Annotated in this window: 10 protein-coding genes; 7 read left to right on the top strand and 3 right to left on the bottom strand. The window is 57.5% G+C overall.

The window, feature by feature from the left end; genetic code table 11:
* Positions 1 to 98: 98 nt before the first annotated feature.
* From Pla52o_RS16700 to Pla52o_RS16730, 7 genes are all read left to right on the top strand, one after another.
* Complete coding sequence (locus tag Pla52o_RS16700) at positions 99 to 2537, top strand: O-antigen ligase family protein (RefSeq protein ID WP_146595772.1); 2439 nt, start codon at positions 99 to 101, stop codon at positions 2535 to 2537.
* A 474-nt stretch (positions 2538 to 3011) separates the two neighbouring features.
* The gene (locus Pla52o_RS16705) at positions 3012 to 4682 is read left to right on the top strand and encodes a hypothetical protein (protein WP_146595773.1); all 1671 of its coding nucleotides are present in this window, start codon (positions 3012 to 3014) and stop codon (positions 4680 to 4682) included.
* 158 nt (positions 4683 to 4840) lie between these two features.
* Positions 4841 to 6085: a hypothetical protein gene (locus tag Pla52o_RS16710; RefSeq protein ID WP_231612422.1), complete on the top strand. Its 1245-nt coding sequence runs from the start codon at positions 4841 to 4843 to the stop codon at positions 6083 to 6085.
* 1525 nt (positions 6086 to 7610) lie between these two features.
* Positions 7611 to 10949, top strand: coding sequence for a PSD1 and planctomycete cytochrome C domain-containing protein (locus tag Pla52o_RS16715; RefSeq protein WP_146595775.1), 3339 nt, complete (start codon positions 7611 to 7613; stop codon positions 10947 to 10949).
* A gap of 30 nt (positions 10950 to 10979) precedes the next feature.
* The gene (locus Pla52o_RS16720) at positions 10980 to 12428 is read left to right on the top strand and encodes a DUF1501 domain-containing protein (RefSeq protein WP_146595776.1); all 1449 of its coding nucleotides are present in this window, start codon (positions 10980 to 10982) and stop codon (positions 12426 to 12428) included.
* A 266-nt stretch (positions 12429 to 12694) separates the two neighbouring features.
* On the top strand, positions 12695 to 13690 hold the full coding sequence (locus Pla52o_RS16725) for a DUF1559 domain-containing protein (protein ID WP_146595777.1): 996 nt from the start codon (positions 12695 to 12697) through the stop codon (positions 13688 to 13690).
* A 118-nt stretch (positions 13691 to 13808) separates the two neighbouring features.
* The gene (locus tag Pla52o_RS16730) at positions 13809 to 14264 is read left to right on the top strand and encodes a hypothetical protein (RefSeq protein WP_146595778.1); all 456 of its coding nucleotides are present in this window, start codon (positions 13809 to 13811) and stop codon (positions 14262 to 14264) included.
* A gap of 757 nt (positions 14265 to 15021) precedes the next feature.
* Here Pla52o_RS16730 and Pla52o_RS16735 read toward each other — a convergent pair.
* The 3 genes from Pla52o_RS16735 to Pla52o_RS16745 all read right to left on the bottom strand — a co-directional run bounded on the left by Pla52o_RS16735 (position 15022) and on the right by Pla52o_RS16745 (position 22091).
* Entirely contained in the window at positions 15022 to 17076 is a 2055-nt protein-coding gene (locus tag Pla52o_RS16735; protein ID WP_146595779.1) for a glycogen debranching protein, read from the bottom strand.
* A 24-nt stretch (positions 17077 to 17100) separates the two neighbouring features.
* Complete coding sequence (locus tag Pla52o_RS16740; protein ID WP_146595780.1) at positions 17101 to 19536, bottom strand: plasma-membrane proton-efflux P-type ATPase; 2436 nt, start codon at positions 19534 to 19536, stop codon at positions 17101 to 17103.
* A 179-nt stretch (positions 19537 to 19715) separates the two neighbouring features.
* Positions 19716 to 22091 carry a phosphoketolase family protein gene (locus tag Pla52o_RS16745; RefSeq protein WP_146595781.1) on the bottom strand — a complete coding sequence of 792 codons (2376 nt, stop codon included), beginning with the start codon at positions 22089 to 22091 and terminating at the stop codon, positions 19716 to 19718.
* Positions 22092 to 22176: the final 85 nt, after the last annotated feature.

The raw sequence follows: 22176 nt of genomic DNA on the forward strand, positions 1-22176 counted from the left end.
GACTCTCTCCCTCTCTCCCTCTCTCCCTCTCTCCCTCTCTCCCTCTCTCCTTGTCTCCTTGTCTCCTTGTCTCCTTGTCTCCTTGTCTCCTTGCCTCCTTGCCTCCTTGCCTCCCTCTCTCCTCGCAAACCGCAAACCGCTATCCTTATCAGCACGTCCTGGCTCAGCACATCCTGGCATCCCCGCCCCCCATCACAGGAACCGTCCGCATCGACCCTTCGGCAATCTCCATCGCAAACGAGCACAACGAGGCAACGCGAGCGGCGCCTCGTCGCTGGCTCGACGCCGTCTGTGTGCTGATCGTGGTTGCGATCTCTGCATTGGCGATTTGGACGGCGTGGGACTTCGGTGGCGGTTACCGGCGCACCCAGGCGGCAGCGGCGATCGGGATGCTGGCGTTAATGCCACTGGGGTGCCTGGCTTGGTGGGGACGACGTCAAGCACGAACGGGCGACCTTGTTTCGCTTCGGCCACCGTTGTTGACGGTGCTGGCTTGCCTGGTGTGGATTATCGGCGTATGCCAATGCCTGCCGCTGGGGAGCGGATTGCGCGGGATGATTGCCCCGGGCAGCGTCGCTGCGTATGAGGACAGCTTGCCTGCATCGTTGGTCGAAGAGGCACATCACGACCAGGCCGAGTGGTTGCGATCGATCGCGAGTCGGCCGGCCCCAATCACCGTCGCGGCGACCTTTACCCGGGCCGCACTCTCGGGACCGGTGATGTTTGCGGCCGCATGCTGGTTAGCGGCATTATGCTTCGCTCGCCGCCGCTGCGGGATGCTGTTGTTACTCGCAACCGCGGTGGCAGGTGGCGGGTTCGCGTTTTTTGGGCTAGCCGATGGGCTGCGTCTGAGTCGAGACTCGGAGGTCGAACTGCGACAGCGTTTGATCATTTCTCCGGTCGGTGCCGACGATCCGTTTGGCCCGTTTGTGAACAACAACACGGGGGCGGGATATTTGAATCTCGCGATCGGTTGCGCTGTGGGGGTGCTTGTGTTTGCGGTGCGGCGGAACCAAGCCAAACGAAACCCAAACCGTGCGTGGCGGATCGAACGGCTACAAGATTGGCGCATCGTGGCGATCGTTCTTTTGATTGGCGTAATGATTGCGGGCGTGATGGGCAGCCAATCGCGAGGCGGATTTCTGGGGATGGCGGTGGGCTTCACCGCGCTCGGATGTTTCCATTTACGCGGCCGCGCAATGTTCGTGCCCCTGATGGCGGGAATGATCGTGCTGGGCGCTGCATGGACGTTCTTGGGCTCTTTGGGAATGCAAGAGCAAACCGGCCAGCGACTGAAGACGTTGACTGATGGCGGAGCGCTGGAAGATCCCCGGCTTAGCCATTGGCAAGATGGATGGAATGCGGGGCAACACTACTTAGTGACCGGAGCGGGAATCGGCAGCTATCGCTTCGCCTACCTGCCCTATCAACGCCTCAGCGGTCCGGGATGGTTCGTGAACGCCGATGGGATGCACATCGAATGGTGGGTCGAGGGGGGCATTTGGCTGCTACCTCTTGTGGTCATCGGGGTGCTCGGATTGATACGCCAGTTGCAACGGATTTCGCGTCATTCTCCAACGCGTTCCTGCGACGCGATACGCTCCAACGCCATTCTGGATAGCACCGCCCCGAACAGCACCACCCCAGATAGCACCGCCCCGGACAACTCCAGCCCAGATGATGCGTGCTACACCTCCGCGATGCTGAGCGCGATGACGTTCGTGTTGCCGTCGTTGTTGGTGACCCAGAGTTTTGATTTTGGGATCCTACAACCGCCGCTGTTGCTGACGTTCGCCGTCCTGTGCGGCGCGATTAGCGAGCTGGCATCGCGCCAAGCGACGCTGCGGCCCGGCACGACGACACCACGTGTCTCCCCGACGCGTTGGCATTCATCTCGATCGCTGCAGACCATCTTGACGATCGCGGTAGTGGGGATATTGAGCGTGGGATTGATGGTTGCGGCAAGCGATCTTCGCGACGCGGCGGCGGTCGAGCGGGTTGGAATCCTGCACGACCGGCACACTCAACGGAACGCCAGCGATTTGCCTGATTTTGAGGACGCGATCCGAAGCATGCAGCAGGTCGTTGCGCGGTCCCCCCACCACTCCGAAGCCCACTTGGTGCTGGCGCGAGTGATGATGGCCCAACAGCGTCGGTTGGGAGCGATGTACCTGGTCGACCAGCAGAACTTTGCCGCCAAAGAGGCCACGCGTTGGGTTTCGCCGCGCAATGTGCGCCGGGCCTATTACAGTGGCAACAATGCCGATCGCTTGGGCATCGCGCCCTTCATCCTGCCCCCTCAATCGCTGGGCACTTGGATCGAGGCGCGAAAGCACGCACTGGCGGCATTGCTTTTGTGCCCCCTGGATGATCGAGCAAGAATCATGTTGATTGAATTAGACATGCTCGACAATCACGCAGGTGCCGCCAGCCCTGAGCTATTGTCCCAGGCGGCGACATTGCGTTGCCGCAACCCACGCACCCTCCGACAACTCGAACAATTAGCCAAAGTACATCCTGGGGACACGCATAAGTAACCCATCCGAACAAAACCCGAAAACTTAAACGCAGCGAGTGAATGAGTCGGCTTCGATTTTGCCACGCAAAGTCACGTGCCGCGATGACGACCAATTACGATGGGACTAGCCTGCGGCTTTCCCCCCCAGGAAAACGAAGAAAAAAACGATACACAGAGCCCCAACGGGGCGGTCCTAACCAACCAAGGTTTTAGGGCCGCCCCGTTGGGGCTCTCGGCCTCATTTCGGAAGAAACCCCAGGGCTGCACCCTGGGCTGACATAGAGCTGCCCCGTTGGGGGCGACGAAGCAAAACAACCATTCAATCTCGAAAGCCCCGTGACCAATCCGGATCTTTCACAACCCGACGCGTACGCGAGGGACCGCATCCACTGCGACGCCCCAGCCCCGACGGGGCGGCTATTTTGTCAGCCCGCAGCGCCGCCCTGGGTTAACTCACCTTTGAACGACGACGAAAACGAACTCGACATTGACCATGAAGCTCGATTTAAACCGCGGTGATGATGTGCCCGAGTCCCAATCAGATTCTCCTCGAGCCCAATCAAACGCTTCTCGGGCACTGATCCTCCTGGGCTGGGCGATGCTCGGCACCGTGGTCGGCGTGGGTGGTGGCTATTTCGCTTACGTCAAAAAGCCGCCGGTGTTTGAATCCTCGGCGACGATCCAGGTTTCGCGCGCAAGCGGCCCCCAGAGCCAATCGCCGAATCCACTATCGCCAGAGATCGACGACCGCACCGTGATCCTGAGCGCACCGGTGATCTCGCGAGCGTTAGCTCTGGGGAAACAGGAGCCTGCGATCCAAGCGATCATTGCGGAGCGGGAGCTGAGAATCGACACGCCGATCGTCACGTCGACGGGCACCACGTACGAGGTGCATGCACGCGGCAAAACACCTCGCTCGAGTCAACAAACGACCGAGGCGATTGTCACAGCTTACCGAGATTACGCGATGGGTGATGCGAGCGGCGAAACGAGCGAATCGCCGCTCGCGATCATGCAAGAATTGCAGAGGATTCAAACTGAGCGAGTGCCCCAACTCGAGCAACAATTAAAGGAATTGGATATTCCCCGCGGGGCGTCCCTGCAAAACGACTCGGTTGTCTCGGCTGCGGCGGAGCGTTTGCAGCAACTGCGGCCGCGGATCAATGCACTCGAATCGCAACAGTTTGCCCTGCAGACTCAAATGCAGCGCGCGGAATCGCTGATTGCGGAATCCGCACCGGTGGGTGCCGTGCTGAGTGCCCTCGGGCATGCCGCCTCTTCCCTCGAACGCATTCCGCAACCGCGCCGGGAAGCCGTTGTTGCGAGGGAACCCAACTTGGGACAGGCAGAGACGGATGCAGCCCAGCGCGAAACGCAAGAGCAATTCCTAGCTCAAAAGCAAGAGCGCGAGCGAATGACCCGCGAAATCCAGCGGGAGCTCAAGCCGCTGCAATTCGAGCTGGATAACTTGCTGAAAAAATTCGGCAGCGCCCACCCGACGGTCCAAGGCGTGCAAGCCAAGATCGATCAAGTGCGACTAAAACTCGAGGCATTGCCACCACTGGGGGATATCCCCGGCGGTCCCGTGGCCCCCGGCGGGGATAACGAGAATCCTTTTGGAACGATGAAGCCGCCGACCGTGGATCTTGCCCCATACGCGGACCGAGACATTGTCGCAAGCGATCAAGCTGCGGAGACGCCAGCTTCCCCCATAGCGAATGACGCGTCCGAAGTGAATGAAACATCCAAAGCGGCGCAAGTATCGGTGTTGTTGCGGTCGCTCCGCCTTCGGTTACGCCAAGTGCAGCAGCAGTCCGCGGAGATGAAGGCGGTGGCGGAGCAAACCGCCACCACGGTTGCCGAAGAACACCGCGCCCTCCAAGAAGAGCTTCGCTTGCGGCAGGAACTGGCTCAATCACTCCTCGTACGCGAACAACTCACCGCCGGAATCCAGCACGCCGCGACCGGCCCTACGGCGGACGTGGTCCAGGTGGATATCTTGTCGCCGGCGTCTCCTGGACAACAGGTGGAACCCCAAGCGTTGCTGCATGTGGGCGCTGGCGGAGTGCTCGGTTTGATCACGGGGATCGTGCTGGCATGCCTACTGTTGGCAACATCGATCGGAGCGAATCCGCAGGACGAGATTCCAGTGACGGGACCGTGAACCGAGCAAAAAAACGAGCTGAATGCCATGCTGGATTACTCCCCCCTCGCTCAACGACCGCAGCACTGTTTTGCCGCGGGGATTGATTTGGGTGTGCAGCCTGGGTATTCTGGGCGGTTCTCCGCCAATCACCAAAGCGCTACTGCCAAAGAGATATGATGCATCGAAAAATCACGCTTGCGATTGTTCTGACGGGGCTCTTGGTCGCGATGGGTAACCTTCGGATAACGGCTCAGGACGTCGCTACCGAACAAGGGCTCCCCACCCCAGCAGTAGCGACAGCAACGACGGTGGCGGCCGAGGCCAATGCGACGGCAGAGACCATCGCGGCTGAAAGAACAGTACCGGAAAGCTTTTTCGCGTTCAGCGAAAATGGCGTCTTCAAAATTAAATTGCTCCGATTACAAACGCCCCAACAGGCACTCCAGGGCGCGGTCCAGGTCCACTTGGTCTCGGCGAATGGAGCGGTCCGCGCCGCAGCGGTGAGCGACGACGACACCGCATCCTTTAACAACACGGCGCCAGGCGCCTACGGAATCGTGGTCGCGGGACCAGGCATCTATGCGACCGTCGCCGTATTCGTCACCGATAAAAAGCAAAAAGTGGGCAACGCTGAATCGTTCCAAATGCCGGTGATCCAGGTTCGCGATGACATGCAGATCCGCAATCTAGCCAGTCATATCCCTTACCAACAACCGCATCACGCGTACGAAGATTACGAAGGGTTTGAGTCATACCAAACGCATCCCGGGAATTTTCATCGCGCTCAATTGAGTGCGGACGGGGTGTTACAAGGGCGTGTTTATGCGTTCACGAATCCTAATAGTGATCTGGATTATCAACGCACCGAAGTTGTGATCTTGAAAGACGGTCGCCAAGTCGCGCAAGTCACGCCAAGTAAATCCGGTGATTTCGAAGTGAACGGTCTGACACCAGGGAATTACGGCATCAGCGCCTCTAGCGCTCTGGGCTACGCCGCATTCGGCATCGAAGTCACCGCGTTCCCCACTCGCGGCACCACGGCTTCCCAGTCGTCCGAAAACGCCTATTCGACGCGTTTAGTCAGCATGCAACAATCCCCCTCCAGACCTCTGGGCGCGTTGCTACTGCCACGCTCGGCGGTACCTGCGGTGGAGCAGACCATCCTGAACCGGCTAAATGGTGCTAACGGCCCCGGTGCCCCGGGTGCTGGCGGCACCGCTGGCACAGGAACCGGCGGCGGACCTGGTTCTGGCGGCGGATCTGGCAGCGGGGGAGGTGGAATCGGCGGGGCCGGATTGGCAGGCATTGCTGGGATGGCGGCGTTGGGCGCTGCGGCGGCCAGCGGCTCGGATTCGGGTAACGTGATCGTTGACACGGAAGAGGCTACCGAAGCAACCGTGACCCCCACCCAACTGCCTTAATTTAGTTGCCATAATACGGGCACCTACTAACACGCTGGGTTTCCGGCGGGGGGGTGGCTTCGCTTCGGGCACCGGCCATCGGCCATCGCTGATGCGATTTACCGCTGCGAGCTTTTGCGCGGCAGGCACCTTGTGGAATCGTCTTAGATTTTCGCCCAAGCGTTTCGGTCCTGAATTAGACGTCCCATTCGCGGTGCGACAGTTCGTGGCAATCGACCGAACCACCAAACGTCCCGCTGACATCTTGATTCCGTTTGACGAAAACGCCTCGGACTCACGTCCGCAGCGGTCTAAAATGGTCGCTCCGCAACAGTCAAACGCGGGATTTCGAAAGCGGAGCCCCGGGAACCGTGCTCAACGCCAAAATGCAGTTGCGCCGCTAAGCATGCCGCTTACCAATCGGCCCTTACCGATTGGAGGCGATACCACCTAAGCCTGGACCGTGGAAAAGCTGGGGTTGTGTTTTTTGGGGTTTGCGCAATTTTCATCCCGACGGGATGAAGACAAAGCCTTCAGGATAAAGATCGCGGAACAAAAATACCTTCGCGAAATGTCCTGTCCATACCAAAGCTTTAGCAGCCCAACCTAAGCCCCCCTCGATTGCTCGCCGGCTGCGTCATCGCCCCCTCCTCCCAGCAGCGGCTAAAGGACGCACTCGACCTATTCCCCCTAACACCGCCTCCTTGATGCCCCGGGAGCGGCCTGATTCGCGGAATGACCTGACTCGCGGAATGAGCTGATGGAAAAGCAGCCCCCTAAAGCCAGATCAACGCTCCGCGTTCAGCACCCCAGCCGCGCCCCATTTCCCCCAAAGTGTCGCGCCGAACTGGCAGCGGGTCCGGAGATTCCATGCGGACGGCCGCCTGGATTTGGGAAGTTAGCACGCCATTCGTTGGCGTCTAAATGCACATTCCCCCCCTTTTTTATTTGATTTCGCCATTGAAAACTTGTTTTTGGCGACAAAAGTACTTGTGTTTGTCTCCAATGACAAGTATTTTTATTGTTGCGATACTGGCGTGGACTCGATCAGAAACAACCTCGCCGGACGATGGCGATTTGGTTCAAATCGGTTCCCACCGCTAGCCTTGGACTCCTTTGATTGAGTTGCAACGCGTTAGCATTACCCCGCCTGAGCGATACCCCGCATGTGCCCCAAAAGGGATTTTCGATGACTTGGTGCTGCGATGCATGGAAGGCAACACGAATGTTTTGTCTGCACAAGCACTGGCACGACGTGATGAAGATCGCGAGCGAGCGGGGAACGTGTCGGTTTAGAGCCATTTGACAAATGACGTGTTGAGAAATGCCGTGGGCATCAAGTTGTAGCGGCGTTCACCAGAACGTCGCCCACCGTTTTGGCGACGGTAGCGACAGCAAACTTAAAAATGCGTTCGAAAAATGCGCTCGTGCCATGCACGCAATTGCCTCGGTTTTGATGACAATCCCCCACGGTTGATGAGAAAACTTGGCGTCCAAACTTGGCGTCCGACAACGACCCGAGAAAAGACCTCCCTAAGGTACGATCATGAAATTTGCTTGCCAGATCTGCGTTGCGATTGCCTGCATCGCGGTTGTTCTCAGCGGCGAGGCGTCAGCCGAAGCGGCGAAGGTGGACTATCTGACCCAAGTCAAGCCGTTGCTGCGTGAACGATGTTACGCGTGTCACGGTGCATTGAAGCAGGAAGGCGGCCTACGTCTGGATACCGTTGCGTTGATGCGCCAGGGTGGCGATTCAGGGGCAGCAGTTGATCCCGACGACACACCCGAGTTCAACTTGATTATCGAGCGCACCGCGGACACGGACCCCGGTTCTCGCATGCCACCGGAGCATGAGGGCGAGCCGTTGACGAGCGCCCATCTCGATTTGCTGAAACGATGGATTGCCCAAGGTGCATCCATTCCCGCCGACGAGACTCCCGAAGCCGATCCCGCACAACACTGGTCGTTTCAGCCCGTGGTCCGACCGGAGGTGCCTGAAGTTGAAAATTCGAAATGGGTTCGAAATCCGATCGATGCCTGGATCGCCCAGGGCCATCACACTCACGGGGTGGTGCCCCAAGACGAAGTCTCGCGAGTGTTGTTGTTACGGCGTCTGACGTTTGATTTGATTGGACTGCCGCCGACCGCCGCAGAGATTGCCGCTTGCGTCGATGATCCTTCGCCGGACTGGTATGAAAAGGCGGTGGACCGATTGTTGGATGACCCGCGTCATGGGCAACGGTGGGCGCGTCATTGGATGGACAATTGGCGGTACAGCGATTGGTGGGGATTGGGGACACAGCTACGCAATAGCCAACGGCACATGTGGCATTGGCGCGACTGGATCGTGGAATCGCTCAACAATGATCTTCCCTACGACGAGATGGTGCGGTTGATGTTGGCTGCGGACGAACTCGCGCCCACCGATCCTGACAAGTTGCGAGCCACCGGTTTTCTGGCACGAAACTACTTTATTTTCAACCGGAATACCTGGCTTGACCAAACGGTCGAGCATGTCGGCAAGGGGTTTCTAGGGCTGACAATGAACTGTGCCAAGTGCCATGATCACAAGTTCGATCCCATCGACCACGCCGACTACTACAAGATGCGCGCGTTCTTCGAGCCGTACTTGGTGCGATTGGACATGGTACCGGGCGAGTTGAACGTCGATAATAACGGGATTCCGCGGGTATTCGATGCGATGCTCGACAAACCGACCTATCGGTTCATTCGCGGCGATGATTCGCAACCGGACGAATCGACGGTGATCGCGCCTGGCGTTCCCGAGCTGCTCGAGTTTGAAAAGCTTAGGATTGAGGAAGTGGAGCTACCACCCGAAGCGTGGCAGCCGGCCCTCCGGCCATGGGTTCTCGATGAATACCTCGCAGCGGCTCGCAAGCGATTGCAAATCAGCGAAACGAATGAGCAGAAAGCGGCTGCCACATTGGAAGCCGCCCGTAGCGCCAACGACGAGGCCCTAGCCAACGCGGCCTCCGACCAAGCGTTTGTGCCAATCCACGAAGACTTCGCCACGTTCGATTCTTCTCGTTGGCGGTTCCTCCGCGGAAAATGGGCGCATCTTCCGGGACAAGTGGAACAAACAATGGCTGGGCCATCGCGTTCCGTCCTACAACTAATCAAAAACGCTCCTCGAGACTTTGATGTGACGCTCCGCTATCGATTGCAGGGAGGCAACGTCCACCGCAGCGTCGGAATCGGTTTCGATGCCGAATGGATCGAGGGCAGCACCGAGCACGATGCGGCGGATGCGCCCCAGTTCGTCTACGCCAGTGGCATTGATGGCGGATCAAAGTTGCAGGGCACTTACACCGACAATGGCGACTCGTACTATCCCTCCAATGCGAAACAAAGCATCCCGGTGAAGCTCGGTGCGGAACACACCCTTCGCCTTCAAGTTCGCGGGGATCTGATCAATGCTTCGTTCAATGACGAACCGGTGTTAGCGTGGCGAACGCCACTCATCCGTCGCGAAGGGACGATTCAATTGATCACGTTTGATGCGATCACTTCCTTCTCTGAATTCACGTTGTCGGCGTTAGCCGATGATGTCGAACTCGTTGAGCCTAAGGAGGGGGCGCCTCCGAGCCCCAATCCTGTCGTCCAGGCTGAAGGGGCGATGGCCGCCGCGGTGGCGCAAGTCGCAGTGGCCCGCGCCGATTTGGAAAGCGTGCAAGCGCGTGCCGATGCGATGCGAGCGACATGGAGCGAGTCCGACGATGAAGCGGTTTCCGACGCCGCAGCGGTTCGCGCCCTCGCGGTCGCCGCCATCCGGGCGGAACGCAAACACGCGTTGGCCGTCGCAAAAGCCGACGTGATCGCGAACGAAAACACGTTGCGGCGAGCAGCGGAGAACAAGAAAAAGGCGGCCCAAACGAAACTCAACAAAGCCAACGAAGCTCTGAAAAAGGCGGAGTCGCTGCTGCAAGCGGAGATCAAAGACACCGATCAATTCACGCCGATGGCGGGCGCGAAGTGGACGGCGACGCGTTTTCTGCACACCGGCCAAGACGACCCTGAGGTTACGTTTCCCCAACAAAGCAGCGGGCGACGAACGGCTTTGGCAAAATGGATTACGGATCGCCGCAATCCGTTGACCGCACGGGTGGCCGCCAACCAAATTTGGACTCGGCATCTGGGGCAACCGTTGGTCGCATCCACCTTTGATTTTGGACGCAACGGATCGCTGCCGACGCATCCCGAACTGCTCGATTGGTTGGCGTCTGAGCTGATGGACAACGACTGGGACATGAAACACTTGCACCGCTTGATTGTCCTCTCGAGCACCTACCGCATGGGGTCATCGACGATGGGCCGCGAGGACTCGCTATCGAAAGACCCTGACAATCACTATTGGTGGCGACGCGTTCCGATTCGTTTGGAATCCCAGGCGGTTCGCGACGCGGTTCTGGCCTGTGCCGGGACGCTGGATGAGTCGATGGGTGGCCCTTCGATTCTGCCTCGCGACCAGGAAAAATCGCGCCGTCGCAGCCTTTACTTCTTTCATTCGAACAACGAGCGAAACCTGTTGCTAACGACGTTCGATGAAGCATCGGTGACGGAGTGTTATCAGCGGGAACAGAGTATTGTCCCGCAACAGGCACTGGCACTGACCAACAGCGCGTTGGTGCTTGAATCATCGCAGCAGATCGCCCAGGCGATCGCTGCAACACCGCTGGACGATGAGAGTTTCATCCGTCAAGCGTTTTTGGTGTTGCTGGGCATCGAGGTCAGCGACGGCGAACTGAGCGATTGCCAAGCGGCACTGACCGCTTGGCAGAAGTTACCCGAGGCGACGGCGGATTCGGCCCGCGGAAACCTGGTCTGGTCTCTGATCAATCACAACGACTTTGTCACGCTGCGTTAGCGGCCACCTATCGAGAGAGGACAAGTAGCAATGAGCAACTTCAACAACGATCACTCCCCGCGACGAGCGTTTTTGGCGGACCTGGGCATGGGCTTCACCGGCTTGGCGATGGGCGCGATGATGCACGGTGAAACACGCGGCAACGAAATCGGCTGGGCACCGCCGACCGGACAGCCACACATGCCGCCCAAGGCGAAGAATGTGATTTGGTTGTTCATGAACGGGGGAGTCAGCCAGATGGAGAGCTTCGACCCCAAACCGATGCTCACCAAATTCAGTGGCAAAACCATCTCGGAGACCCCGTTCGCCGAGACCCAGGATCCCAAGAAGTTGGCACTGGCGCGCGTCTCGGCGCCCGATGGCAATGGAAATCAGCGCAACGAACTGTATCCGCTGCAGATCGGATTTAAAAAGCATGGTGAAAGTGGGATCGAGGTCAGCGATTGGTTTCCGCATGTCGCCAAACAGGTGGACAAGTTGGCGATCGTCCGATCGATGTACACGACCGACAGCAACCACGGTGCCCAGGCCCAATTCCATTGCGGACGCCACCTAAACGACGGCGCCTTCCCCAACCTTGGGGCATGGGTTCACTACGGTTTGGGTTCACTCAATGAGAACCTGCCGCAGTTCATCTCGCTCGGCAAGCGTGAGTATTGGAACAAACGAGACGGGCACTACCTGGGGCCTGCGCATGATGCGGTGCCGTTGCGTATCGACCCGAAAAATCCGCTCGACTTCAGCAGCCCGGAACGCCCCTTTGCGGAAACCTCTCAAGGCATCGGCCAGAATCTGATTCAACAACTCAACCAGCGTCGCGAGTTGGAATATCCCAACGACCCCGCGATGGCGGCCCGGATCGCCTCGTATGAGTTGGCGTTTCGCATGCAAACTTCGATTCCAAATATCGTTGACTTCTCTCAAGAGACCGAGGCGACCCAGTCGTTGTATGGAATCGATCAACCACACTCGCGCGAGTTTGGCATGCAACTCCTTGCCGCTCGTCGAATGGTCGAACAAGGGGTTCGCTTCATCCAAATTCAACATGGCGGCGGTGGCGCCGGCGCCTGGGATGCCCATAGCGGATTGAAGGCCAACCACAGCAAACATGCGTTGTCGGTCGACCAACCGATCGGAGGTTTGCTGCAAGACCTCGACCAACGAGGATTGCTCGACGAAACCCTCGTCGTTTTTGCTACGGAATTTGGGCGGACGCCCGGCTCGCAAAAAAGTGATGGACGCGACCACCACATCTACGGCTTTACCGTCTGGATGGCCGGTGGTGGACTCAAACGCGGCGTGGTTCATGGGGCGACCGATGACATCGGTTTTCATGCGGTCGAAAACCGTCACTACGTAACCGACATCCACGCCACGATCCTGAAACAACTCGGGCTCGACTCACGCAAGTTAGAGATTCCCGGCCGTAAACGCCTCGAGATCGATCATGGCAAGGCCATCGATGACATTATCGCCTAAGCCTCGATCACCATTACCGGCGATTTTCTCTACCGGCAGAGCAAAATCGATTTCTTCACCCCTAACGGACTTCCATCACCCCGCCTGCCGAACTAATATCGCCCCCTGGCATTGAGATATTCGGAGACAACGAGCAGGCGGCCCCCCCACACTTTATTTCCCTTCAGGAATCCAGGCGCTGCCAGAATTCCGTTCATCGTTTTTTGTGGTCTTACTTTCGTTTTCTTCTTCACCATTCCAACTAACTTCACTCAAGGATTATATCCATGCGGCGCAGTACAAAACGTGGTTTTACGCTCGTTGAGCTACTCGTGGTCATCGCCATTATCGGAGTCCTCGTCGGACTCCTGTTACCCGCGGTTCAAGCGGCGCGCGAGGCAGCTCGTCGCATGCAGTGCTCGAACAACCTCAAGCAAATGGGGCTCGCACTACACAACTACCACGACACCTTCATCAAGTTGCCGATCGGCTCGCACGGCTTTCTAAGGAATTCGTGGCCCTTGGCCATCCTGCCTCAGATGGAGCAGCAATCGGTTTACGACAAATTGGTTCTGGGGATCGAAGGCAGCTCAAGTGTCACCGGTATCAATGCCGCCGTTCTCGACAATTGGGCACCTGAAGTGTATTGGTGCCCCTCGAGCGCAGCCGAGCGTATGCATCTCCGCACCACGTCTGGCAGCACGGTTAAATTCAGCACCATCTCTTACATCGGAATCGCGGGTGCTCCAACGAGCGCGACCAGCTCGACCGATCCCACCGGCGGAGGACGCTGCATCAGCGGAAGTCAAGGCTACGGATGTGCCAATGGGACCTTGCTTCCCAATCGCACCTCTCGCTTTCGCGATCTCACCGACGGGCTGAGCAATACGATGGTGATTGGCGAGTCGTCGTCATGGGGCGAAACCGCCGCCGGTGCCCGTACCGAAATTCGCAGCTCGGCGGAGTGGGGCGGATGGGCTGGTTCTGCGGCAAGCGAAACACCACCGAACAACGGGACCGGTTACACCTGGAGCGGGACTCCCTATTGCCGGAACATCACTTCGATTCGCTATCCGATTGGCTTGACTCGCGAGATCACGGGATCCGGCGGCAACCATCGCGACGGTGTTAATAACTCGCTGCACTCGATGCACCCCGGCGGAACGCAAGTTCTACGCGCCGATGGTGGCGTCGCGTTTATGACCGAAAGCATGGAATTTGTTATCCTGCGAAACCTTTGCATCCGAGACGACGGCAACGTCATCCCCGGTGACATTTTCTAATCATTTGCCGCTTGAGAGTCTGGGAGCAACCGCACGATGCTTGCTGTGGTTGCCCCAGACCGAGGCGGCGATCAGGTTCGCTTTCTCTTAGCCCAACTTTGACACAACGTAAATCACAATGAATCTTCCTTCCATGAATTCTCCGCTTCGGATTGCCAACTTGATCAAGCGTGCCGGATGGATCGCACTGATCCCCTGCCTGATCGTGACGCTGGGATGCGGCGCAGGCGAACCGCGTACGTCCACGGTGGTTGGACGCGTGACGCTCGACGACCAGCCACTCAATGCCGGCAGCATCCTGTTGCTTTCCGAAACAGGTGACAGCGGAGGAGGCGAATTGAACGCCGACGGAACGTATAGCCTGGTCTGCAAACCGGGCAGCTACTTGGCCGCAGTCATGCCCCTTGCCGTGGAAGTCGGCGAGGACGGGGCTCCTCTGAATCCGGCACAATCCGCCAATGCAATGAAGATCCCACCGCAATATCAAGACGTCGGCAGCAGCAAGCTCACCGTCGACGTCAGCGCCGGCGACAACACGTTCGACGTGCAATTGGTTTCCAAACCCGCCCGCTAGTCCGGTCGCGACCTTGTCTGGCCGCAGTGCGATCTCAACGAATCTCGCCGCCCGCCCCGTTTCCCCACGCTCCCGAGGGCCTCAGTACCCTCGGGTCAATGGATTCGGTTCGTAACGCGGACGCCCAGCGAGCGTAGACCCTTCCTGCACTGGCCGGGTTTCCTAGCGTCGTCTGACAAATCGAGGTTCATCTGACAAATGACGTAGGATTCAAGCCATAGCTGCGCACCGCCAGCACGGGGGCGACCGTCTAATGACGGTAGCGACCGCAAAATGAAGAAGGCTGCAGAGTGCAGCCCCTCACGCTAGATTCTCACGCGGGATTCTCACGATCCGTCGCCAAGCCGCGGAAAAACGAGTCAAAGGCGGAGAGCACCGCGCACTCTCCCTGGGGCTGGCGCACGATGCCTAACGATGCCTAACGATGCCTAACGATGCCTAACGATGCCTAACGATGCCTAACGATGCCTAACGCTCGTTCTATCCTTGGGGCTGGCGTTCCCGGCTATCACACTTTCCCGGCTATCACGCGATGCGATTGGCAGCGCATGCAAAATTTGCCAAAAGCAATGCCGCAATTATAGATGGCACGTCCTTGGGCGCATCGAGGTGCAGCCACCGCCTGAGCACGATGATCAAATCACCGTGATACGGCCCATGTTTTAGCAGTCCAGCACAACGTGATTGCAAACATGTTGGAATCGCTTCGCGTCAGACTGCGTTCATGGACAAAGACGACACGGATGACGAGTTTTATTCAAATAGTCTCATGGCAATCCTTCTTCAGAACGATAACCGCCCGCGATGGAACTTCATACATTGACTTATCGACGGGCTTTTGTGAAACAAGTTCGGGCTGGGAAGTGTCGACGGCTATTTCCCAGGTACCGGGGGCTCCTTCTTGGATTCCGAATTCGATGGGTTCGGCTGCGGCGTTGATCATGACGTAGAGGTCGCCGTCGTTTTGGGAGGATCCGTGAAGGCAGTAGGCGAGTTGCTGGGAGGGGGGCGACATGTCGACGAGGTGGCCGGTGCCGTACCACTTGATGTCATCTCGCCAGAATCTTGAGCGACTGATCGAAGGGTGTGCTTTGCGGAAGGCGATCATCTGTTTGACGAAGTGAAAGATTTCGCCGCATTCACTTCGGCGGTTCCAGTCGAGCCAGCTAGTTTCGTTGTCTTGGTTGTACGGGTTGGTGTTGCCGCCCTGGGTTTGCATGAATTCATCGCCCATGCGGAACATCGGCGTTCCGTTGGAAAGCATCAGCAGGCAGATGAGGTTCTTGATTTGCTGCTTGCGGAGTTGCTGGACTTCGGGTGGGACGCCCTCGTCGCCTTCCCAGCCACTGTTCCAACGGTATTCTTTGCTGCCATCGGTGTTGTTGTGACCGTTGGCCCAGTTACGTTTTTCGTTGTAGGAAACGAGGTCGTAAAGCGTCGATCCGTCGTGCGACGTGATGTAGTTGATGCTGAGCGGCGGTTGCAGGGCGTGAAAGCGATCGTCGGGGAATAGATCGGCGCTTCCGTAGAGTCGTGTCATCAGATCGGCAATCATGCCGGTGTCACCGCGAACGAAACGCTGCAACGTGTCGCGAAAATGTGCGTTCCATTGCATCCAACGTTGCCCGGGGAATTTTTGTCCGAGTTGGAATTCGCCTCCCGCGTCCCACGGTTCGGCGATGAGGCGATTGTTGGTTAGGTCGGCGTTGGTGCCGATCTCGCTGACGATTGGCGGGTCGTGGAGGTTGATCGAACCGTCGGAGTTACGGGTAAAGATGGACGCGAGATCGAAACGAAATCCGTCGACGTGCTGCTGTTGGTCCCAAAATCGCAGGCTGTCAACGATGTGTCGTCGCATCGCTCGATTGGCAGTGTGGAGCGTATTGCCCGTGCCGCTGTAGTTGGCGAATGGCGAGTTGGGATTACCAGTCATCATGTAGGCCGAGCTACTGTCGATGCCTTTGAAACTGTAGGTCGGCCCGGTGTGGTCGCCTTCACACGTGTGGTTGTAAACGACGTCCAAGATGACTTCGATTCCAGCGGTGTGAAGGGCTTGGACCATGGTCCGGAATTCGAGTTGCTGGCTACAGACGTCAGGATTGGTTCCATACGCATGGTGCGGCGAATAGAAATTCAGCGGCATGTATCCCCAGTAGTTTCCGTCGTCGGGATCAAACTGAAAAATCGGCATCAATTCGACTGCCGTGATCCCAAGATCGACGAGGTACGGAATTTTGTCGACAACGCCAAGGAACGTGCCGCGATGGGATTCGGGTACTCCGGAGTTCGGGTTGCGTGTAAATCCACGGATATGCAATTCGTAGATAACGAGGTCGTTGCCGTGACGTGGCTGCCGATCGTCTTGCCAATCGAATCCACACAATTGATTCGGCAACACTCCCAGCGGTGCTTGACCCGCATTCGATCCTGGCCGGCACGCTGCTTCGCGACAGAAGCCTTCAGGAAAGTAGACGCTTTGGGCACACGGATCGAGCAGGATTTTCTCGTGGTCGAAGCTGTGCCAATCGTAGCCCGCCTGCGGCGCTGGCCCGTCGACGCGGTAGGCATAGTAGGCGGCGCCTTTCGCGTTCAGATCACTGACGCGGCAATGCCAAACCGGCCCCGATTTGTTCTTCAAGTAGTCGAAGTCATACTCAAAAATCGGATGGACGATGTCCTGCTTGGTAAACAAGAGCAACCGGACCGCTTCGGCGTGTTTGGAATAGAGCGAGAAGTTGAACGCTTGCTCCTCCTCGACCCACGTCGCGCCGAGCGGGTAGGGCGTGCCCTCGATTTGTGACCAGGTTTTCATTTTTGTTCTCTCTCGTAGCCTAGGCTACGCGAGTTTGATGCCTTCAAAGACTCGATAGGCGAACAGCTTGATGCGATCGTTCAGCAGGAACCAAGCCAACGCGTACACCCACACCAATCCTGCCAATTCCCAGCCGATCGGAGCCATGAAGATGCCGTACACGGACAACAACGTCGCGATGACCTGCGTTCCCAGGACTGCGGCGAACAGAACTTTTGCAGGCCGAATCGACCAAAACGGACCACGCGTTCTCGTCACAAAAACGGTCAGATGACCGGCGACGGAAAGTTTCAAATAGATCAACGATTGAATCGTGTCCCGGTCGAACTTGTAGACTTGCTCGGCCAGATAGAACAGCAGGAACGAGGCAACGACTCCTGCGACTCCCAATGTGCAGGCGACACCCAACACCATTCGCATGTTCCATTGCTCGGGCATTTCGGCGTATCGAACACGGTCGTAAGCAATTGTCAAGATCGCACCATCGTTGAGCAACGCGAGCAACACAATCATGACCGCAGTGACGGGATAGAAGTTGAACACCAATATCGACAGCGTCATGAAGAACAGCACACGGATCGTTTCGGCGATTCGATAGATGGCGTAGCTGTTCATCCGCTGGAAAATCTTGCGAGCTTCCTTGATTGCGTCGATCACGACCGAAAGGCCCGGCGAAAGCAGTACGATGTCGGCAGCCGCCCGTGCCGCGTCCGTTGCTCCCGAAACTGCGATTCCGCAGTCCGCCTTTTTGAGGGCCGGAGCGTCGTTGACTCCGTCTCCCGTCATGCCGACGATGTGCCCGTGATTTTGCAAAACGCTGACAATATGGAACTTGTGCTCGGGATAGACCTGGGCGAATCCATCGGCCGATTCGATCATGGCGTCGACTTGTGTTGATTCTTGATAGCTGGTGTCCTGAAACACTTTGGCGTCAACAAATTCGCGTCCCATGTCCAGCTGAGCGGCGATCTCGCGACCGATTGCCAACTGATCGCCGGTCACCATCTTCACGGCACACCCCATCGCGCGTGCCGTGGCGATCGTCGACTTGGAGTCTTCTCGCGGTGGATCAAACAGCGGCAACACGCCCAGCAAGCGCCAACCGTTGTGTGCATCCCACTGGGCAACGCCTAACGATCGGAAACCACGGGCTGCGAACTGGTCGACGGCATCGTTGACCGAGCCACGAATCGCTTCGGCATCGGGCAGCAGATCGAGGATAACCTGCGGAGCGCCCTTAGAAGTCTTGAATTCGCCACCGTCGCGGGCGTGGACTGTCGCCTCGGTACGCTTGTGCACCGGATCGAACGGTTGGAAGTGAACGACTTGATAGGGTGCGGTTGTCGCCGAATCACATTCGGCCAAAATGGCTTGGTCAATCGCGTCTTGGTTCTCGGCACGCGAGGCCAACGCGGCGGCGCGTAGAATCTCTTCCTGTGTGATCGTTTCCATCAAGAACGGATCACCGAGCTTCAATTTGTTTTGCGTTAGCGTGCCGGTTTTGTCGCTACACAGCACATCCATGCCCGCCAGTTCCTCGATCGACGCCAGCCGACTGACGATCGCTTGACCACGTGCCAGCACTCTCGCCCCGACGGCCATCGTCACGGACAACACGGTCGGCATCGCAACAGGGATCGCGGCCACGGTCAACACTAATGCGAACTGCAACGTCTCGGCGATCGGATCGCCCCGAAACAGAGCAACCAACAAGATCAAGGCGACCAAAACGACCGCGACAATGATGAGGAAGTCGCCGATTTTCAACACGGCCTTTTGAAAGTGGCTTGTCGTGTGAACCGTTTCGACCAAGTGGGCTGTTTGTCCAAAATAGGTATTGCCACCTGTGCCAAAGACCAACGCGTCGATTTCGCCTTGTTTGATAATCGAACCTGAATAGACGGTCTCGCCCGAGTTGCGAGTCACCGGCAACGATTCACCCGTCAACGCCGACTGATCGACTTCGACCGAATCACCGTCGAGCAATTTGGCATCCGCGGGCACGATATCCCCTAAACGGACTCGGACGACATCGCCAGGCACAAGCTTACGAGCGGGCATCGAAGTCCATTTTCCGTCACGTTTGACACGTGCATTGAGTGCCAGTCGTGATTTGAGTGCCGCGATCGCGTTGCCCGCTTGAAACTCCTCCCAAAATCCGACAATGGCGTTTACGATCAACAACGTGAGAATGATTGCGAAGTCGGCCCAGTGTTGCACCAAGGCTGAGAGCACGGCAGCTACTTCGATCATCCAGGGAATCGGCCCCCAGAAATAGCTAAAAAGTTTCAACAGCGGATTAGCGGCCTCTTCTGCCAACTCGTTCGGCCCGTACTTTGCCAAGCGCGCGGCTGCTTCGACCTGAGTCAGTCCTGCTGGCGTGGTTGCAAGCTGAGTTTCCAGCTCCGCAGCGCTGAGCGTTTGCAACGGTTTGCTTTTGGATTCGAGCGTGGTGTTCATGATTCAAGAACCGGTAAGGGACGCCGAAACAATAAAACACGTCATTGGATTCGTAGCTACGTTCGCCAGACGGCGGAATCCACGTTCTGGCGAACGTAGCTACTCGGACGATTCATTTGTCGCCCCTGGGGGGCGAGGGACTCGTAGCCTCGTCCACTACGTTTCGGACGAAGGTCGACTCAATGACTCCATTTCCACTCGCGAATCTCGGGCATGTCGCGACCGTGCTTGCAGATGTACTGCCGGTGCACGATCAGTTTGTCGGCGAGCTGTCGTTTCAGCGTGGCTTCTGGTTCGCCGGTTTGCGGCAAGCGGTCGATCGTGTCCATGACCAAGTGGAATCGGTCGAGGTCGTTCAGCACGGTCATGTCGAATGGTGTGGTGATCGTTCCTTCTTCCTTGTAACCGCGAACGTGAAAGTTATCGTGGTTGGTGCGGCGATACGTCAGCCGATGGATCAACCACGGATAAGCATGGAAGGCAAAGATGACTGGCTTGTCTTGTGTGAATAGTGCATCGAATGCGTCGTCGCTCAGGCCGTGTGGATGCTCGGTCTGAGGTTGCAATTTCATCAGGTCGACCACATTGACCACGCGAATCTTTAACTCCGGTAAGTGCTCTCGCATGATCGAAACCGCTGCCAGAGTTTCCAGCGTCGGAACATCGCCGCAACAAGCCATCACCACGTCGGGCTCGCCGCCGTCATCGTTACTGGCCCAATCCCAGACTCCGATTCCCTCGGCACAATGTTTCTCCGCCGCTTCCATCGTCAACCACTGAGGTGCGGGGTGCTTGCCCGCGATCACGACGTTGACGTAGTGTCGACTGCGTAAACAATGGTCCGTGACCGACAGCAAGCAGTTTGCGTCCGGCGGCAAGTAGACACGCACGACGGACGCTTTCTTGTTGACGACATGGTCGATGAAGCCAGGGTCTTGGTGCGTGAACCCATTGTGGTCTTGTCGCCAAACGTGCGAGGCGAGCAGATAGTTCAGCGAAGCGATCTTGTGACGCCACGGCAAACCGCTGGTGACCTTGAGCCACTTGGCGTGCTGATTGAACATCGAATCGACGATGTGGATGAACGCTTCGTAACAATTGAACAGGCCGTGCCTGCCCGTCAGCAGATAGCCTTCGAGCCATCCTTCGCATTGGTGTTCGCTGAGCATTTCCATCACGCGGCCTGCTGGCGCGAGCGACTCGTCGTTGGCGACCGTGCGAGCGTCCCATTGGCGGTCAGTGACGTTGAACACGGCTTCCAAACCATTGGATGCCGTCTCATCCGGACCAAAAACGCGAAAGTTTTGCTCGTCGCTATTCATTTCAACCACGTCACGAATGAAGCGGCCGAGTTCGTGCGTGTCACCGATTCCCTGAACTCCCGGCTGAGGAACATGCACGGCGTAGTCACGGAAGTCCGGTAGCTTCAAATCTTGTAGTAACTTGCCGCCGTTGGCGTGAGGGTTCGCGCCCATGCGTCGATCTCCCTGCGGGGCCAATTCAGCAAGTTCTGTTTTCAAACGCCCCGAATCATCAAACAATTCTTCCGGCCGATAACTTCGCAGCCAGTCTTCCAATTGCTGCAAATGCTCGGGGTGAGTCGCGGGATCGGAAAGGGGAACTTGATGTGCATGAAACGTGCCTTCGATCTGCACGCCATCGACGACTTTCGGTCCCGTCCAACCTTTTGGCGATTTCAACACGATCATCGGCCAACGCGGACGTGTTAAGTCTCCGTTTTCTCGTGCGTTATGTTGGATACGCTTGATCTGCTCGATCACCGTGTCCAACGTCGTTGCCATTGCTTCGTGCATTAGCTCCGGATCGTCGCCTTCGACGAAATGCGGCGTCCATCCGTAGCCTCGAAGTAGTTGATCGAGTTCTTCGTGTTCGATACGGGCCAAAACGGTTGGGTTGGCGATCTTGTAGCCGTTGAGATGCAGGATCGGCAGCACCGCGCCGTCGCTGGCCGGGTTGAGGAATTTGTTGGAGTGCCATGCCGTCGCCAACGGTCCCGTTTCTGCTTCACCGTCGCCGACAACACAGGCGACAATCAGTTCCGGATTGTCGAACACGGCACCGAACGAATGACTAAGCGAATAGCCAAGCTCCCCGCCTTCGTGAATCGAGCCGGGGCACTCGGGTGAAGCGTGGCTGGGGATGCCACCGGGGAACGAGAACTGGATGAACAGTTTGCGCAGCCCTGCTTCGTCCTGACTAATCTCGGGGTAGATTTCGCTGTACGTGCCTTCCAGGTACGTGTTGGCAACGACCGATGGCCCGCCGTGGCCTGGGCCGGAGACATAGATCATGTCGAGGTCGAACTTCTTGATGATCCGGTTGAGGTGGGCATAAACAAAATTCTGTCCCGGCGTGGTTCCCCAGTGGCCGAGCAACATGTGTTTGATGTCAGCGAGTTCAAGCGGTCGCTTCAGCAACGGGTTGTCGTAGAGATAGATCTGTCCGACCGACAAGTAGTTGGCTGCACGCCAGTAGGCGTCAATGTTGTGAAGCAGCTCAGGGGAAAGCGTGCGTTGATCCTGCATGGTGGTCATGGATAGGTTCCTTTTTCGGTATTGAACGTCGTCAAAACTTTCCGCGAGGGGGACCAAAATTCTTGACGCATTTTGTTATGGGTTG

The organism is Novipirellula galeiformis, from assembly GCF_007860095.1.
Classification (GTDB): domain Bacteria; phylum Planctomycetota; class Planctomycetia; order Pirellulales; family Pirellulaceae; genus Novipirellula; species Novipirellula galeiformis.

Bases quoted from the DNA above. Each gene is read 5' to 3' on its own strand.
- Pla52o_RS16705 (WP_146595773.1), top strand. From the start codon at position 3,012: ATGAAGCTCGATTTAAACCGCGGTGATGATGTGCCCGAGTCCCAATCA.
- Pla52o_RS16710 (WP_231612422.1), top strand. From the start codon at position 4,841: ATGCATCGAAAAATCACGCTTGCGATTGTTCTGACGGGGCTCTTGGTC.
- Pla52o_RS16715 (WP_146595775.1), top strand. From the start codon at position 7,611: ATGAAATTTGCTTGCCAGATCTGCGTTGCGATTGCCTGCATCGCGGTT.
- Pla52o_RS16720 (WP_146595776.1), top strand. From the start codon at position 10,980: ATGAGCAACTTCAACAACGATCACTCCCCGCGACGAGCGTTTTTGGCG.
- Pla52o_RS16725 (WP_146595777.1), top strand. From the start codon at position 12,695: ATGCGGCGCAGTACAAAACGTGGTTTTACGCTCGTTGAGCTACTCGTG.
- Pla52o_RS16730 (WP_146595778.1), top strand. From the start codon at position 13,809: ATGAATCTTCCTTCCATGAATTCTCCGCTTCGGATTGCCAACTTGATC.
- Pla52o_RS16735 (WP_146595779.1), bottom strand. From the start codon at position 17,076: ATGAAAACCTGGTCACAAATCGAGGGCACGCCCTACCCGCTCGGCGCG.
- Pla52o_RS16740 (WP_146595780.1), bottom strand. From the start codon at position 19,536: ATGAACACCACGCTCGAATCCAAAAGCAAACCGTTGCAAACGCTCAGC.
- Pla52o_RS16745 (WP_146595781.1), bottom strand. From the start codon at position 22,091: ATGACCACCATGCAGGATCAACGCACGCTTTCCCCTGAGCTGCTTCAC.